This window comes from Actinomycetes bacterium, assembly GCA_022599915.1.
Taxonomy (GTDB): Bacteria; Actinomycetota; Actinomycetes; order S36-B12.
In genome coordinates, this window is the sequence record JAHZLH010000049.1 from 1 (window position 1) to 16,369 (window position 16,369).

Genomic DNA, 16,369 nt, shown 5'->3' on the forward strand with positions numbered 1-16,369 from the left:
CTGCTTTGATGCGACGAACTGCTGTTCAACGCTGTTAGGAACGACAACCGCTAGTTTTGCTTACCGGTATCTTTGTCTTTCTTGTCTTTCGATGGTGACTGCTTGCCCTTGGTCGCGGACTTCTGCCGCCACTCTTTCCAGGAATAGTTCCAGTAGGCACCTGGAGTTCCATTGGTGACCTCCATGGGGCGTCCTGTACCGGTGGTCACGGTGGGGTCACCACGCATGACTCGATGGAACAACCATTTCGCGTCTGCAACCCGCATGTTGGTGCAGCCGTGCGAGCCGTTCGCCAATCCAATCCGGCTATTGGCCCACGGCGCACCGTGAATGAACTCACCGGTTGGCGTCAGCCGGATCGAGTAGGGGGAGATGACGTCCCAGTCTTCCCCGGTGAGTCGGTCTGTTCCGATCATGCGCAGTTTTACGTACTGCTCCCCCGTGAGGATTTTGATACCACTTCGCGTTTTATAGCCGCCCGAAACCTTGCCCAGCGAAACGGGGAAACTCTTAATGAGCTTGTTACCCCGGTATACGTAGAGGCGGTGCTTGGCGTCCCTGATCTTGATGACCAGTTTGCGATCAGTGCGCAGCACATACTCACGATTCCGGTCACCCACGTAATGGGTCCTGCCATCTGCACCCAACAGCACCCCCTTGAGGTCTACATCGAAGGCGACCCGGGCATTGCCTGGCCAGAACTTCTTGGGCCGATAGATAGCTGTCTGCCGGTCAACCCATCCCCAAGCGCCCTTCGACATCTTCTTCTTCCGATTGGATGTCACCGTGATGGCCTCTTCAACGTTTGACCGCCGCGCGATCGGCCGATCAAACTTGATAGTTACCAGCTGGCCAACCCCGTATTTGCCGCTTGTTCCGGGAGAAATCCGATAGCCCACCGGAACGTTGGTCACATTAGGCTTCTTTGGCTTTACTTCCTCAGTGTCGCCTTGGCTCGAATCCTCAGATCCTTGGTCGCCCTCATCTTTCGGCGCTGGATCCGCCGTTGCGTCAGCTGGGTCCTCCTGGAACGCCGTGATCGGCAGGTCGTCAGTACGCACGGTGGGGATGTCCTCTGCGGCGGTCGCCACACTCGCTGTTCCGCCAGCCAGCGCCACTGCGAGCGCTCCTGTCAGGAAAATTCGCATATCTCCTCCTCCGCTGCCCTGCCTCGGCAATCGAGTAACTTCTACTCGCACCGGTAATGGCGGCACCATCCTAGTCCCGCCTACGTCTCTAGTATGCGGCTAATATTACTCCCAAAACCACCGTCGAAGGATGTCGATTTCAGCACAGTCAAGTCGTTCTTATTCCGGACACTGAGATTCTCGTCTTGCTGCACGCAACAAGAGATCCGGCGGGGTTAGGCCCCTCGCTGCGGTGGCATCGAGGGAACCCGTCCACCCGCCCGGAAACGCAAGAAGTCCGCAGCAGGCATGGGGCGCGCATACCGGAACCCCTGCGCCAACGGCAGATCGAGATCCAGCACGATTTGATGCTCTTCAGCGGTTTCCACACCCTCCGCAAGGACAGCAGATCCCAATGAGCTGCCGAGGTTGCGCGCCGCTCTCATCAATTCGATGCCGTCCATGGCGCCCGCCCCAGATTTCATCACAATGCTGCGATCGACCTTGAGCAGCGACGGACGCAACAACTCCAGCCGAGCCAGATTTGAGTAGCCAGTGCCGAAATCGTCGATGGCCAACCGATAACCAAACTCCTGCAGCATCTGGAGATTGTGCAGCGCTAGTTCAGACTCGTGAAGTTGAAAGGATTCCGTGACCTCTACGTAGCAACGGTGCGCAATATCCGCCAGTGGCTCTCGCCCCAGCGCGTCGATCACGCCGTGATAGCGAGATTCCCACGGGGACAAGTTGAAGGTAAGAAAGAAGTCGGGGTCAGCGTCAGCGAGAAGCAGCGGTCCAGTTTCCGCGAGCCGCTGAATCACAATTTCTCCGAGCGCTGCGTTGCGCATTTCCTGGGCCAGCGAAACGAACTCACTCGCCGGTACGAACCGGCCACCGTGTTTCCAGCGGACTAGTGCTTCGGCGCCCACCCATCGAGCTGTCTCCGGTTGCACGATCGGCTGGAACCACAGAACGAACGGATCGCCACGACGAAGGGCGGCTGCCATCTCTTGCCCTAATGAAGCTCGCGCTCGCGCAGATTGGGCCATCTCCTCATCAAAAGTGGCAAGGCTCCCCCGTGGGGATTTCTTAGCTTCCACTACGGCGCGATCCGCTTGGAAGATCCATTCTTCAGCGGTCGTACTGCCGTCCCCGACAACCGCCACCCCAACCGAAGCAGACACCACTATTCGATCTTGCGCCACTGCCATCGGCGTGCTCACCGCCGCGACTATCTCCTCTGCCATCGAAGTGGCCTTGTCTCCATCAGCGTGGTCAAGTAAGACGGCGAAGTCGTCCCCACCAACTCGCCCTACGGATGCCCCAGAGGCAGTCGTGACCAATCGGCTAGCCACCTGAACAAGTACTTGATCACCGGCAGCATGCCCAAACTGGTCGTTGATGTCGTGGAAACCGTTGATATTGATCCACAACAAGGCAGGTCGGTTGCCTCGCACTGGTATCAGGTTCAGCGCCTCACGCATCGACTGAATCAGCCGCTCTCGGGACTGCACACCCGTGAGCCGGTCCACCTGCGCGATTGCGGCGTTGCGCCGTTGGATGCTGTCGATTCTTAGGATCAGCGCTACCAGCAGCACTAACAACACAAGCAAAGTGAAGATCCGAACGTAATACCAGCCAAGGGTGTATCGACCCGTCAGATTAAGAAGCAGCACCCCGTTCGCCAGCAGCGCCATACTCACGATGAACAGCCAGACGCCGATGATCGAGCCATTGCGAGCGGCGAGACCTACGATGACGAGCCCAATCAGTGACAGCAGCGGGTTGAAAATACCCAGGACCACCCGCACCCAGGGCAGACCTTGCCCATCTGCATCCAGCACAGTGGGAAGTGTCTCCGGAAAGAGGGATATCCAACCCAGCATGATGCCACTCAAAAGTAGTGGGGTAATAACCCACCAGCGAATGTGCTGCGGTTCGGCTTCGGAGCCGCCTCGCCGCAACCGATCACGGTTGATGAGAACAGCAGCAACGGGAATCCCGACCGTGAAGATGTAGAGCAGAAAGACCGCGAGCAACGGGGCACTTTGCGGGCCACCCATGACGAATTCACCAGCGAGGAATGCTCCCTCAAAAAACAGTGGAAAGGTCGAAATCATGAACCCGTAGCTCAGGTACAGCGAGGCAAGCAGCAAAAATCCTCGTCGTTGCCCCGTGCGCCCGTAGGTGAACAACACCAGGGCGATGAGGCCAGCGAAGGCGGCAGAAATATAGGAGTGAGCGACGACGGTCGCTTCCACCTGCGGCAGTGGGTAACCCGCAGTCGCAAAGGCTGCGATCGATGCCACCGCCAGCACAAGAGCAAAGATGGCGAGCCCCCACCGCTGTCGAGCACTTAGCCGACGCGGCGAATCCAGTTCAAAAAGTTGTGCGCCTTCAATACCTGCACACTATTCCTCCCGCCGGTCAATGTCGACTCTTTCGCAGTTGCCCCGACATAAAGGCCGACTCTCACCGTGCCTTGGCTTTCATTGCCCGCAGCTACTTCGCCAGCCAGTTAGTGCGGTGCGTCAAAGCAGACGGTCGCCGGTCCGGTATAGGCCAATGACACCCGGTCACCCACCTGATGCGACGGCGCGGCTCCTGCTCGCACCAAAACGACCGGCTCATCGTCTGCTGTCGTCACGCGATAAACCGTGTCATGTCCATAGAACTCCACAGCGGTCACCGTCGCCTGATCGCCCGCCGAGATAGCCAGATGCTCGGGTCGGGCCAGCACCTGACAGTCACCGCTGCGCGCCCGCAGCAACGGAACCTGACCGCAACAAGTGTTGGCAACATCACCGACGGCGTCGCCGGGAATCAGATTGGCCTCTCCCAACATGCCCGCCACCCAAGCTGAGGCTGGCTCGAGGTAGATCCGTTCCGGAGCCCCCTGCTGCACGATTCGGCCAGAGGCCATCACTGCGATTTCATCACCGAGCACGAACGCTTCTTCCTGATCGTGGGTGACATACACGGCTGTCATAGCGAGTTCTCGCATGAGTTGAGCCACCTCGGTACGGACTCGTACCCGCAACTCCGCATCCAAGCTCGAGAATGGCTCGTCGAAGAGCAGTAAACGTGGTCGAGGAGCCAGCGCCCGGGCGAGCGCCACGCGCTGCGCTTGACCCGCCGAGAGTTCATGGGGCCTGCGGGACGCTAGCTTTGTCATCCGCATCATGTCGAGCGTCCGCTCCACCGCTCCGTCAGCAATCTGTTCCCGACTCAGACCGAATGCGACATTACGCTCCACAGTCATATGCGGGAAGAGCCCCCAATCCTGAAAGACCATGCCGACACGACGCTTTTCTGGCGGCAGCCCGCGGCCGTCACAGCTCAATCGCTCACCATCTATGGAAACCACACCAGCATCTTCGTGCTCCAAGCCAGCGATGATCCGCAACAGGGTGGTCTTGCCGCAGCCGCTGGGCCCCAACAGGACGGTCTGCGAACCCGCCGGTGCTCTCAATGTGACATCTCGAACCGCAACAGTCGCGGCAAAACTCTTGCTGACACCGGATAGCACGAGCCCGGACTCTCCCTCAGCGATTTGTCGGCCCTCCTCGAGTACCCAAGCCTAGCGGCGAGAACCTGCGACGCGGCGACAAGATCAGACTCTTCCCAGCCGACCGCGCAGAACAAGGAACCACGTGAGCACGCCGGACAACAGGATGAGCGTCAACGACGCGATCCCAACCTCAGCGTAAAAGCCGTCGGTGGCTGCTCCCCAAATCGCGGTAGCCAAGGTCTTGAATCCGGTCGGCGCCAGCATCAGTGTTAACGGGAGTTCCTTCAGCGTCGATAGCAAAACCAGCCCGCCAGCAGTCAATAGTCCCGGAGCGACCAGCGGCAGATCGATCACAAAGAATCTTCGACGCTGCCCCGCTCCTAACGTGGCCGCGGCTTCGTCAAACCGCTGCGGTACCGCTCGAAAAGCGGCCTGTCCAGAGCCCAGCGCTTGCGCACCGAAATGCAGCACATAGCCCAAGATGAGCAACGGAAAGGTCTGATAGAGCGCCCCGAGTGGGCCCGGTGCACCAACCGCCCAGGCGACCAGCGCCAATGCAATGACAAGACCGGGCAAGGCGAACAATGACGTAACCACATCGGCTGCGAATCGATACAGTCGCTCCGAACGCCGGACGACCGCAAACGCCACCGGAACTGTGATCACTACTGCTGCCAGCGCTGCAGCTACCGAAGCGGCGGTAGAGCCCAGCATGGGGCCAACGAGAAATCCCATGTCGTCACCCCAGCCGGAATACGCGACGCCAATCGTGCTGGATCCCCGAAGCACCCAAGTGAGGAAGATGATGACCGGTAGCACTAGCCCCGCGGCCACCGGGAGGGCGGCAACAAGGAAACCCACCGGCATTAGTTTGCCGAGCCGATAGCGGTACCGCTGATTGGCTCGCGATACCGGCGGCTCGCTAGGGACTCGGACTCGCCGCATCGCCACCGAAATCAACAGCGCCAAGGCAGCCAGCAAGACTCCTAGCGTTAGGGCCAGGGCCGGATCGAGTAGTCGGGAGGAGTAGATCACTCGGGTCAGCGTGTCGAATCGGAGCAGTGCGACGGCGCCAAAGTCACTCAATACGTAGAGAAAAACCAGCAGACCGCCTGCTGCAATCGCAGGCAGCAACTGCGGCAGCAACACCCGCACACCCGTCTGAAAGCCGCTGCGACCCAACAGCCGAGCCGCCTCTTCAGCCGAAGTGGGAGTCGAGGAAATAGTGGCAAGAGCGGGCAGTAGGACGTAGGGGTAGGTGAACAGTGTCAGGACCACCAGGGAGCCAACGAATCCCTCCAACCGCGGCACAAAGGGCAGCAGACTCCCCGGCCCAGTCGCGGCGATGAGCGCAGTCGCTCCGACAAAAGACGGAATCACCAGCGGCAGCGCTAGGAGTAACCGCCAGACTCGCTGGCCAGGCAGGTCGGTTCGCGAAATCAGAATGGCCAATCCGCCACCAATCACCATACTGGCCAGAGTCACTGCTCCAGCCAGCCCAAGTGAGTTGAGCAGCGGCACCACCCACTCGGAGCTGCCGACAATCTGACCAATCCCCTCGCTGACGTTCGCGATCTCGAGGAGCAGGAAGAGTACGGGGGCGCTGAAGACCAGCGCAATGACTGCAACAAGTAAACGTAGCCACCACGACGAGCGCCGGTCGGAGCCACGATTCCTGGCTCCGACCGGCTTTATGCCGGTATCGCTAGTTGCTGGCGAGGCCACTGCTATTGATCATCTCCAACGTATCGCGGAAGCCACTACCCAGTTCATCGAAATCCACCACCGTCGCCGGTACATCCGCTAGCGGGGTCCCCTCGGCAATTTCAGCGCCCTTGGCAGCGGGATACTCGACCTTAACTTCGGTGAAGAACTTTTGAGCTTCCGGACTGAGCAGAAAGTCGATGAGTTCGGTGCCCAACTCCTGCACCTCGGAGTTAGCCAGGATTCCAGCACCAGTCGCCAACAGCACGGAACCTACGTCGCCCTTGGCAAAGAAGTGATTCTCCACTGGCAGATCGGGATTTTCTGCTGTGGCTTGCTCTTTGTAGTAATGATTCACCAGTCCCATCGGAACTTCACCACGACCAACCGCCTGCACGATTGATGTGTTGTCCGCATATGGCTGGGCGCCATTGGCAGCCATATCATCCAACCACTTCTTGGTGGCATCGTCGCCATCAGCGACTCTCATTGCTGTCACAAAGTCTTGGAAGGAACCATTGCTCGGCGCGAGACCAACCTTGCCCTGATATTCCGCGTTGGTGAGGTCGAAGACTGACTGCGGGAGTTCATCAGCAGTAACCAAGTCAGTGTTGTAGACCAGGGTGCGCACTCGACCGGTAACTCCTACCCAGTCGCCGTCGGGATCCTGAAACTCCGTTACTACTAGCTTCTGAGTAGCCGCCGGAAGTTTCGCCAGTAGCCCACCATCGGCTACCGCACCCATCGCTCCGGGACTCTGCGAAATAAAGACATCAGCAGGGCTGTTTTCTCCCTCGGTCTGCAGCTGCAGGGCGAGATCAGCCGAATCTCCGTAACGAGCCTCGACGTTGATGCCGGTCGCTTCCGAGAACTGATCGAACATTGGCCCGATCATGTTTTCGCTGCGCCCAGAGTAGATCGTTAACGTCTCGTCTTCGGCTGAGCAACCAGCCACAACCGCCGCCCCAGCAAGCACCGCGAGGCTGAGCACGATCCCAGTCAACTTCATATTTTCTCCCATCTTATCGGCGCCGCGGTGACTAACGGCGCCCCAAACCAAAGTAAGGCTTACCTAAGTTAGCGGCTGAATCGGGGTACCCGCTACCCCCGACAACGAGTTGTGGTGGACATCTCATTTTCACCCAAGTCAGCTGGGCAACTTGACGTGGCGAATCTCGGTTGGCACTCTTACTGCGTGACTTATTGCAGCACCGCGATATCCGCCGCTGGGCCTACCGCCCGTGGCGTGCGCTGCTGTATGTGTTGTTGTTCCTAACCCCCGTCCCTCTTCCAGGACGCGTGTGGATCGGAGCAACCGGCACGATCGTTTGATCTCCACCGGTTTGCGAGCCGGCAGTCGCGTGTCCCCGACCATCCGGAGACCCCATGACTCCCGTCGAAGCCAACCCCCCGGCAGCGTCACCCAAGACACCGAAGTCAGACCGCCCGAAGCGGGCACCGAAACCGCAAGGACAGTGGGCGCTCGGGCAAACCGAACCGCTGAATGACAACGAGCGGTTCAAGCAAGAAGACAACGGTCTCAATGTCCGACAACGGATCGAGCAGATCTATAGCAAGGAAGGATTCGCATCCATTCCCGCGGACGACCTGCGTGGTCGCATGCGCTGGTGGGGGCTCTACACCCAACGGAAGAAGGGAATCCCCGGCGGTAAGACTGGCTCGCTACCAGTCGAAGAACTCGACGCCGAGTTCTTCATGATGCGGGTGCGCTCAGATGGTGGTGCGCTGTCTGCCGAACAAGCGCGAATAATTGCGCATATCTCTCGTCGCTACGCCCGCAATACCGCCGACATTTCCGATCGTCAGAACATCCAACTGCACTGGATTCGAATTGAAGATGTTCCAGAGATCTGGCGCCAACTGGAATCAGTCGGCCTAGGCACCACCGAAGCCTGTGGCGACACCCCTCGCGTCATCCTCGGATCGCCGGTAGCCGGCGTTGCCGCCGACGAAATCATCGACGGCACCCCAGCTATCGAAGAGATCCTTCGCCGCTACATAGGCGACCCCGAGTTGGCGAATCTGCCACGCAAGTTCAAAAGCGCTGTCTCGGGCTCCCCTCGACAGGATGTCGCTCATGAGATCAACGACATCTCTTTCATCGGGGTAGAGCATCCAGATCTAGGACCAGGTTTTGACCTTTGGGTAGGCGGGGGTCTGTCTACGGTGCCCAAGTTGGGTACTCGGCTCGGTGCGTGGGTCGCATTGGCGGACGTCCCGGATGTTTGGTTTGCCACCGTGCAACTGTTCCGTGACTACGGCTACCGCAGGTTGCGCAATAAGGCACGACTGAAGTTCCTGATCGCCGATTGGGGAGCTGAGAAATTCCGTCAGGTACTCGAGAATGAGTACCTGGGTCGAAAACTGGCGGATGGTCCGCCCCCGCCCGCTCCAGCCGCTGGCGCGCGGGATCACGTCGGAATTCATCCGCAGCAAGACGGCAAGTTCTACGTGGGTGCGGCACCTACGGTGGGGCGAATCTCAGGCAGCAGACTTGCTCGGATCGCTGATCTTGCCGAGAAGTACGGTAGCGGTCGCATCCGCCTCACCGCACACCAAAAGTTCGTCCTACTGGACATCCCGCAGGAGAACACCGAACGGGTGGCGCAAGAGTTGGAGGGCATGCAACTTCGCGTGCGTCCTTCGCAGTTCCGCCGTGCGGCCATGGCCTGCACGGGGATTGAATATTGCAAACTAGCCATTTCCGAAACCAAGGCCCGTACTGCTGATCTGGTGACGGACCTTGAGCAGCGGCGACCTGAGTGGGATTTGCCGCTAGCGATCCATGTCAATGGCTGCCCGAACTCTTGTGCTCGATTCCAAGTCGCCGACATCGGACTTAAGGGTGTGCTGGCAACCGATGACGAGGGTCAGCAAGCTGAAGGCTTTCAGGTCCATCTCGGCGGGTCACTGGGCGAGGAATCCGGTTTTGGCCGCAGCCCACGCGGACTTCGACTCTCTGCGGATGACCTCAGCGACTATGTTGACCGGCTGATCGGTCGCTTCGAGGAACAGCGCACCGCCGACGAGTCTTTCGCCCAATGGAGCATCAGAGCTGCTGAGGATGATCTTCGATGAGCACCGCCGATCCGCCCGCCACATCAGGTGTCGACCTACGACTGCGTCCGCCGCGGCGCAGCGAGGAGGAGTTGCGACACATCGTGGACCAGGGCAAACAGATCTTTGGCGAAGAAGCGGAGCCGCTTGAATTGCTGCTGTGGTTCGGCAAACGGCTGGGGGTCGAGCGATTGGCGGTCGCGGTGTCGTTCTCCGACGGGGTGATGGCGTACTTGGCCGCTCACGCGGTTCCCGGCGTTGACCTGTTATTCGTCGACACCGGCTACCACTTCGCGGAAACTCTTGGCCTGCGAGACGCAGTTGCCAGCACCCAAAAGGTAAATGTCCGCTCGTTACAACCGGAACTCGCCACTAAACAACAGGACGAGCGGTACGGAGCCGAGTTGTGGCGTACCGACCCGGACAAATGCTGCGCCATGCGCAAGACCGCACCGATGGATAACGCGCTGCGTGGTTATGAAGCATGGGCCACTGGCCTGCGCCGCAATGATCACGATGGTCGAGTACGCACCCCGCTCATTGAGTGGGATGAACGACACCGAATGATCAAACTCAATCCGATCGCCGCCTACAGCGACGAACAAATCGATGCCTGCATCGTCGAGTACGGAATCATGGAAAATCCACTGCGCCAACTGGGCTATCGCTCAATCGGCTGCGAACCCTGCACCCAACCAGTAGCCGACGGTGCACCAGAACGCTCCGGCCGTTGGGCGGGTCGCAACAAAGTGGAATGCGGGATGCACATATGAGTAACGCAGCTGATTCGCCAGCGACAGCGCCCGACTATCCCCTCTTCTTGTCACTTGCCGGACGAGATGTCTTAGTGGTGGGTGGCGGCCCAGTCGCCGAACGCAGAATCGCCACCCTGCTGCAAACTCAGGCCCAAGTCAACCTCATCACGCCGTGGGCCACGGAGGCGTTGCAGGAGTGGGCGGCAGCCGGAAGGCTGCGCTGGCAACAACGAGAGTTCGACGCCACTGATCTGGCTGATGTCTGGCTGGTGCATGCCTGCACCGGTGATCATGCGGTCGATGTTGAGATCGCCACCCTCGCCGATGCGCAGCGCATCTGGTGTGTGCGCGCATCTGATGCCAGTGCCTCATCAGCGTGGTCTGCTGCCTCTGACCGCACCGTCGACGGCATTCAGGTTGCGGTCAATGCCGGACGAGATCCCAAACGAGCCAAACTACTGCGCGACGTCGTCGCTGAGTTGTCCGCTGAAGCCGGGCTACCCATCCGGCGACAACGACCAGCGACCGGCAAGGTCTACTTGGTGGGCGGCGGCCCGGGCGATCCCGATCTGCTCACCGTTCGCGCCCGCCGGTTGTTGTCCCTTGCCGATGTCGTCGTCACTGATCGGCTAGCCCCGGTACGTGCGCTTGATCAACTCGCACCGGACGTGAGCATTATCGATGTCGGCAAGGCCCCGGGCCGGCACGCGCTGCCGCAACCGGAGATCAACGAACTGCTGGTGGAACAGGCAACGGCGGGCAAAGTTGTGATCCGGTTGAAAGGCGGCGATCCCTTCGTCCTGGGCCGTGGTGGTGAGGAAGCGCTGCACTGCTTACAGGCCGGAGTCGATGTTGAGGTGGTCCCCGGCGTAACGAGCGCAATTTCGGTACCCGCGGCGGCAGGCATTCCAGTGACCCACCGCGGACTATCCGACTCTTTTCTCGTGCTGTCCGCTCACAACGGGGCTGCCGAAGTCATCCGACGCGCCGGCTGCACTCCGGTCGACACCACGCTGGTGCTACTGATGGGGGTTCGACACCTAGATCAGATCACGGCCGCACTGGTTGCACACGGTCGTGATCCAGACACACCAGTGTCGGTAACGGCCGAGGGCTGGACTAGTGAGCAGGAAACCGTGAATGGCTCGCTTGCGGACATCGCCGAACTAGCAGCGACTCAGGAAATCCCCTCTCCCGCTGTCGTCGTTGTCGGTGCAGTCGCGGGGCTTCGCGAACAGCTAGGGGATTTAGCGCAGGCCTCGATCGATGCTGGACATGGGGCCATCTCGTGACCGCCACCGTCCTCACCTCGCCACGAGGCGAACCAACCGAGGGTGGCCACCGGCCACTGCACGACTCCGCCGTATTACTCATCGGACACGGCAGTCCCGACCCGCGGCACCGACAAGGGGTCCAGAAGATCGGCCAGCTACTCGACCAGACGGTGGCAGCCCGAGTAGCGGTCGGGTTCCTGGAACATGATTCGCCCAGCGCTACTGATGTGTTGACTGCTGGCTTTCCCGAGCATCGGGTCTTGGTTCTGCCTCTGCTACTGACCGCCGGAATGCATTGGCGGCGAGACATTCCGCCGTTGGTGGCCGGCCCCGGCCAACGCATTCATCTCCTGGCGCCGCCACCGCTGCCTCAGTTCGTCGACGCCATCGCCGAACCAGCGGATAACTCCGATAAGGGCACGGTTGTAGTGGCAATGGCTGGCAGCCGTCGGCCAGAGTTCCCACAACGGGCCGCTGAGCTAGGTTCGGCCGTCGCGCAACGACTGCCCAACCGCCACGTAACGGTGGCACTCAACCCAGGCCAGGTCAGCGAACAGGCTGATGCCGACTCGCTGGTGGTCCGCTGGTGATCGGCGAGGGAGTGCTAGCTGATCGGATCGCGGCAGCAGCCGAAGCCGCTAAAGCCGAGCTCGCGCCCCCCGTAGGCGCCGGCCCGGCCTTCGCCTCGGCCTTGGCGGATCACCTGACCCGACACCCGTTTTCGTAACTGAACTGTGGATCTCGGCAACTAAATGTCGGCAAGCGAGTAATGGGGACGCCTCCACTTCACAGAAAATTCGGGCAGTTGCGCCGCTGCTGTCCTCTGATCGGGTGAATCACGCCTAGAAATTCCGGCTGTTCGCTCAAGAAACACTTCTGCCTGCCGACACTACTACCAGGGGGAAAGATCTGTTGGGTTCCGGATCCCGGAGGGTAGTCATGAAGAGGACTACTGGGCACCTTGCTCGGGTTAGCCTAGTCGCTTTATGCGCTACTGCACTGGTACCACTGTCCGCCAGCGTTTCTGCGGCTGAGACTAGCCCCAGCCAAGCCGACGCGCAGGAGTCGGTGACCGCCCAACAGGACTACCTGGTGGAGCTCGGTAACGGCACCTCGGTCGCCGAGATGATTGACCGAACTGATGTCCGCAAGCGAGATATCGAAGACAAGCAGTCTGGTCCAATCTTCACAGGCGCAGTAGTTAACCTCACTCCCGCTGAGGCACAAGATCTGGCCAATGAACCAGGAGTTCGTGAGGTCGTCCCCGACACTCCAGTGACGATTTCCGGCGATGCAGCGACTTGGGGGCAAGACCGCAGCGATCAGCGCTCTGGGCGAGACGGCAGCTACACGCCACCCGGTGATGGCAGCGGAGTGCACGTCTACGTGATCGACACGGGTATCGACCTCGATCACCCGGAGTTCGCCGGCCGGATCGGCGATGGCTACGACGCCACCGGCGGTGACAACTTTGACGACTGCAACGGCCACGGTACGCATGTGGCCGGCACGGTCGGATCCAACGTCTATGGTCTGGCCAAGCAAGCAACACTGTACCCGGTCAAAGCGTTGAGCTGCGACGGTTACGGATCAACGTCGAAAGTGATTCAGTCGTTGAACTGGATCGCAACGAATGCGGCAGCGAAGTCTGTCGTCAATATGAGTTTGGGCGGTTCAGCGAACAGTTTCCTGGATGCCAAGGTGGCCGAAGTCGTCGCGCAAGGGATCCCGGTCGTTGCCGCAGCTGGCAACGATACCGCCGATGCCTGCAGCCAGTCACCGGCTCGCGCAGCCGCGGCAATCACCGTTGGCGCCAGCACCTCTTCCGACACTGTTTCGGGCTTCTCCAACTACGGAACCTGTCTCGATCTGTTCGCACCGGGTTCGAGTATTCGCTCCACCAGAGTGGGCCAGACCGGAGGTGTCAGCTACAGCGGCACGTCCATGGCCTCCCCCCACGTCGCAGCCGCAGTAGCCATCTATTGGAGCGTTTTTCCAGGGGCCAATGCGAGCCAGATCGCAACTGGCATCCAGGAGTGGGCGACCACCGGCGAACTTTCTAGTACTCCTGCCGGCTCTCCCAACCGATTGCTCTACGTTCGGTTCGACGGATCCAATCCGCCAGCGCCGGAACCCGCGCCAGCTCCAGATCCAGCGCCGGAACCCGCGCCAGTCCCCGAGACCGCTGAAATACCCATGCCACCGCCAATACCTGACCCGGTTCAAGCAGCCCCGCTAACCGACTACAGCCCCGGGAAGGTGAGCAAGAAGATTGGGAAAAAACGGGCGAAGCTGTCCTGGAACGCTATTGCTGCCGCCGAGAGCTACGTCATCAAGATCAAGCAACGGACTCGCGGCAAGACGAAAGCGTCGTTCGAGGTCCCCAGCTCATCCGTGACTCTTACCGGTCTGGACCGTAAGGCCAAGTACAAGGTCAAGGTCTTCGGCAAGTCGGGCCCCGAGCGGTCCAAGTCCTCCAAGACCAAAGTGCGAACCAAATAGGGCCGACCGCCCTCGTGCGGGACCTAGATTTAGTTCTACCTGCGACATTCGGGGGAAGCGAGTGGATAATGGGGAGAACACCGCCGACATCCCAGTTGTGGGAGGCAAGGGCTATGGGTAGATCGGGACTGCTACTGGGCGTAGCCACGGCATTGCTGCTGCCCACCTCGCTAGCCACCGCCGTACCCAGCGCTGCTTCCGAAGATCGATCGGACTACATCGTGGTAGCCGACGATGCCGAGGACCCGGCAGACGGAGGTCCCGTCACTCGCTCCGCCGGCACTCCGGAGCGCGAGGTGCGCTCCCTGACCCCCACCGAGGCGGCGCAACTCAACCAGCAGGCTGACACGGTCCTAGTTGAGCAAGATCTGCCAATAGCGGCACACGAGCAAACCACTGCTAGCGAGGTCAGCCAAGTCGGCGCAGTTGCACCACGCAGCACGAATGTCTGGGGCCTAGACCGACTCGATCAACAGTTTGGGCTGGACGGCTGGTACCGCCCGACAGGCGACGGGTCTGGCGTCGCGGTGTACCTCATCGATGGCAGTGTCGCCCCGCATCCGGAGTTCGGTGAGCGATTACTGCCGGGACATACCGTCGTTTCGGGCAAGCCCGGCGGATCCTGCGACCGGCACGGGACCCACGTCGCCGGGATCATCGGCTCCAGTCGCTATGGCGTCGCCTCTGGAGCTTCCATCATTCCGGTGCGAGTGCTGGACTGCGCTGGTACTGGGACATCCAGCGGATTACTCGACGCCATCGATTGGATCGTCGCCGACCACCAAGCCCGCGGGGGCGGGCCAGCGGTCGCGAACCTGAGCCTTGGGGCAGCGGATCGCTCCACGCTGATCGATCAGGCGGTGGCATCACTGGCAGTGAATGGGATTCTGCCGATCGCCTCCGCTGGTAACCAACGTGATAATGCTTGTCAGTTCTCGCCAGCCGGTTCGCCCGGCGCCATCTCCGTCGCAGCCAGTACCAGTTCAGACGCCGAGGCTGGCTTCTCCAACTGGGGGACTTGCCTGGACCTCTATGCCCCCGGTCAGAGCATCACCAGCACGCACTACGATCCCGCCACTACCACCGGGGATGTTCTCTCCGGCACATCGCAAGCCGCGCCGCACGTGGCTGGCGTAGCTGCTGTTCTGTGGGGCTTACAGCCGGAACTTTCCGTTACCCAGATCCGCGAAAGGGTCCTCACCAGCAGCCACAAAGACGTACTCCAACTGATTCGGCTAGCGGTCGGATCGCCCAATACACTAGTGACGTTAACGACCCCAGCGTCCAGCCCCGCCCCGGAGACAATTCCGCAGCAGACCTCCGAAACGCTGCAAGCACCCAAACGAGTGAAGCGCCTGTGGGTGAAGAAACGGGGATCGCGCAATGTTGTCGTCAGATTCCGGCCTGCCGAAGATGCGAATCGCTACCGATTCGAGGTGAAACGGACAGGGGGCGACATCTGGCGCAACCGTGGAGCCACACAGCGAACCAAGTACCGAATCAAGCGGCTGCGCCCCGACACCAAATATCGTCTGCGCGTGACGGCAAAGAACCGCATCGGAGAATCACGCTCGCTGACCCGGAAGATCGGCACCCGCTAGCCTCGCAAATTCTTTTTGGGTCCTGGCGTGCAGCCATCTCTTTCCGGGGGGATGTATCCACCAAACACGACTGTGCCCCGTCCATTGTGGACGAGGCACAGTTAACTTTACGAGCCGGTGGCTTGGCTGAACGCTGCAAACGACTAACAGGCGAGGTCGCCTCCCGAACTCGCTTGGATGTTGTTGCAGGTCGTGGAAAAGCTCCCGCCCGTTGCTATCCCCACCGCGAAGACCGACAGTGCGATCACCGCAGCGATCGCTGCAGCCAGGATGGCGTACTCCACTGCCGAAGCACCGCGTTCCGAATCGAAGGCATGCAGTTCAACGAAAGACTGGGGACACATGTCAGTTACCTCCTGCTGGTGTCCTGGGGCGATTGGACTGGGGACTACTCGCGCAGTTGCCCCAGGAATTGCGTTGGCTGGCGAGTCGAGATTCGCCAGCCAACGCATAGTGAGCCTGAGTCACAGAATGACGGCTGGGGCAGCGGCGGCAGGGGCCGCAACGGCCGGTAGTTCCTCGCTGACCTCGGTGAAGCCAGCATCCACCTGGCGGCCGATGATGAACACGATTGCCACAATCACAGCGGCGATACCGGCGATCAACAGGCCGTACTCTACAGCCGAAGCGCCCTCTTCGTTACGAACGATTTCGCGGGTCATGGTTTCCTCTTTCCTTTGTCTGTCCGGTCTTTCCGGATTAGGTACGGGCCCTGCCCGCACTAATAGGTTCCCTGCTGGGCGCTTCCAGGTAATCGGAAAGTTGGTCGGTGTGACGTTGACGTTTGGCTGGATCCGGGTCGTCCAAACGGTTGACA

13 protein-coding genes are annotated in these 16,369 nt (G+C 60.4%); 6 read left to right on the forward strand and 7 right to left on the reverse strand.

The window, feature by feature from the left end; genetic code table 11:
- Positions 1-50 precede the first annotated feature (50 nt).
- The 5 genes from K0U62_08100 to K0U62_08120 form a co-directional block, all read right to left on the reverse strand.
- Positions 51-1,148 (reverse strand): L,D-transpeptidase, encoded by a 1,098-nt coding sequence (locus K0U62_08100; GenBank protein ID MCH9801475.1) that lies wholly within the window; start codon positions 1,146-1,148, stop codon positions 51-53.
- A gap of 215 nt (positions 1,149-1,363) precedes the next feature.
- On the reverse strand, positions 1,364-3,436 hold the full coding sequence (locus K0U62_08105) for an EAL domain-containing protein (GenBank protein MCH9801476.1): 2,073 nt from the start codon (positions 3,434-3,436) through the stop codon (positions 1,364-1,366).
- A 209-nt stretch (positions 3,437-3,645) separates the two neighbouring features.
- The gene (locus tag K0U62_08110) at positions 3,646-4,656 is read right to left on the reverse strand and encodes an ABC transporter ATP-binding protein (GenBank protein ID MCH9801477.1); all 1,011 of its coding nucleotides are present in this window, start codon (positions 4,654-4,656) and stop codon (positions 3,646-3,648) included.
- A gap of 84 nt (positions 4,657-4,740) precedes the next feature.
- Complete coding sequence (locus K0U62_08115; protein MCH9801478.1) at positions 4,741-6,363, reverse strand: iron ABC transporter permease; 1,623 nt, start codon at positions 6,361-6,363, stop codon at positions 4,741-4,743.
- Positions 6,344-7,351, reverse strand: a complete 1,008-nt coding sequence (locus tag K0U62_08120; protein MCH9801479.1) for an iron ABC transporter substrate-binding protein — start codon at positions 7,349-7,351, stop codon at positions 6,344-6,346. The genes K0U62_08115 and K0U62_08120 overlap by 20 nt, the downstream gene beginning before the upstream one ends.
- Positions 7,352-7,728: 377 nt before the next feature.
- Between K0U62_08120 and K0U62_08125 the strand changes: the two genes are divergently transcribed.
- From K0U62_08125 to K0U62_08150, 6 genes are all read left to right on the forward strand, one after another.
- Positions 7,729-9,441, forward strand: a complete 1,713-nt coding sequence (locus tag K0U62_08125) for a nitrite/sulfite reductase (protein ID MCH9801480.1) — start codon at positions 7,729-7,731, stop codon at positions 9,439-9,441.
- A complete protein-coding gene (locus tag K0U62_08130) occupies positions 9,438-10,193 on the forward strand; it encodes a phosphoadenylyl-sulfate reductase (GenBank protein MCH9801481.1) in 756 nt (251 codons plus the stop codon). Before K0U62_08125 ends, K0U62_08130 begins: the two co-directional genes overlap by 4 nt.
- Positions 10,190-11,467 (forward strand): uroporphyrinogen-III C-methyltransferase, encoded by a 1,278-nt coding sequence (gene cobA, locus K0U62_08135; protein ID MCH9801482.1) that lies wholly within the window; start codon positions 10,190-10,192, stop codon positions 11,465-11,467. The genes K0U62_08130 and cobA overlap by 4 nt, the downstream gene beginning before the upstream one ends.
- Complete coding sequence (locus K0U62_08140) at positions 11,464-12,039, forward strand: CbiX/SirB N-terminal domain-containing protein (GenBank protein MCH9801483.1); 576 nt, start codon at positions 11,464-11,466, stop codon at positions 12,037-12,039. Before cobA ends, K0U62_08140 begins: the two co-directional genes overlap by 4 nt.
- Positions 12,040-12,388: 349 nt before the next feature.
- Entirely contained in the window at positions 12,389-13,951 is a 1,563-nt protein-coding gene (locus K0U62_08145; protein ID MCH9801484.1) for a S8 family peptidase, read from the forward strand.
- A 113-nt stretch (positions 13,952-14,064) separates the two neighbouring features.
- A complete protein-coding gene (locus tag K0U62_08150) occupies positions 14,065-15,552 on the forward strand; it encodes a S8 family serine peptidase (GenBank protein ID MCH9801485.1) in 1,488 nt (495 codons plus the stop codon).
- 143 nt (positions 15,553-15,695) lie between these two features.
- Here the strand turns inward: K0U62_08150 and K0U62_08155 are convergent, their stop codons facing one another.
- Together K0U62_08155 and K0U62_08160 are read right to left on the reverse strand one after the other, a co-directional pair.
- Positions 15,696-15,896, reverse strand: coding sequence for a Flp family type IVb pilin (locus tag K0U62_08155; GenBank protein ID MCH9801486.1), 201 nt, complete (start codon positions 15,894-15,896; stop codon positions 15,696-15,698).
- A 120-nt stretch (positions 15,897-16,016) separates the two neighbouring features.
- Entirely contained in the window at positions 16,017-16,214 is a 198-nt protein-coding gene (locus tag K0U62_08160) for a Flp family type IVb pilin (protein MCH9801487.1), read from the reverse strand.
- Positions 16,215-16,369: the final 155 nt, after the last annotated feature.

Excerpts from the sequence above, each read along its gene's own strand:
- K0U62_08130 (MCH9801481.1), top strand. The coding sequence starts at position 9,438 with ATGAGCACCGCCGATCCGCCCGCCACATCAGGTGTCGACCTACGACTG.
- K0U62_08145 (MCH9801484.1), top strand. The coding sequence starts at position 12,389 with ATGAAGAGGACTACTGGGCACCTTGCTCGGGTTAGCCTAGTCGCTTTA.
- K0U62_08150 (MCH9801485.1), top strand. The coding sequence starts at position 14,065 with ATGGGTAGATCGGGACTGCTACTGGGCGTAGCCACGGCATTGCTGCTG.
- cobA (MCH9801482.1), top strand. The coding sequence starts at position 10,190 with ATGAGTAACGCAGCTGATTCGCCAGCGACAGCGCCCGACTATCCCCTC.
- K0U62_08125 (MCH9801480.1), top strand. The coding sequence starts at position 7,729 with ATGACTCCCGTCGAAGCCAACCCCCCGGCAGCGTCACCCAAGACACCG.
- K0U62_08160 (MCH9801487.1), bottom strand. The coding sequence starts at position 16,214 with ATGACCCGCGAAATCGTTCGTAACGAAGAGGGCGCTTCGGCTGTAGAG.
- K0U62_08100 (MCH9801475.1), bottom strand. The coding sequence starts at position 1,148 with ATGCGAATTTTCCTGACAGGAGCGCTCGCAGTGGCGCTGGCTGGCGGA.
- K0U62_08120 (MCH9801479.1), bottom strand. The coding sequence starts at position 7,351 with ATGAAGTTGACTGGGATCGTGCTCAGCCTCGCGGTGCTTGCTGGGGCG.
- K0U62_08155 (MCH9801486.1), bottom strand. The coding sequence starts at position 15,896 with ATGTGTCCCCAGTCTTTCGTTGAACTGCATGCCTTCGATTCGGAACGC.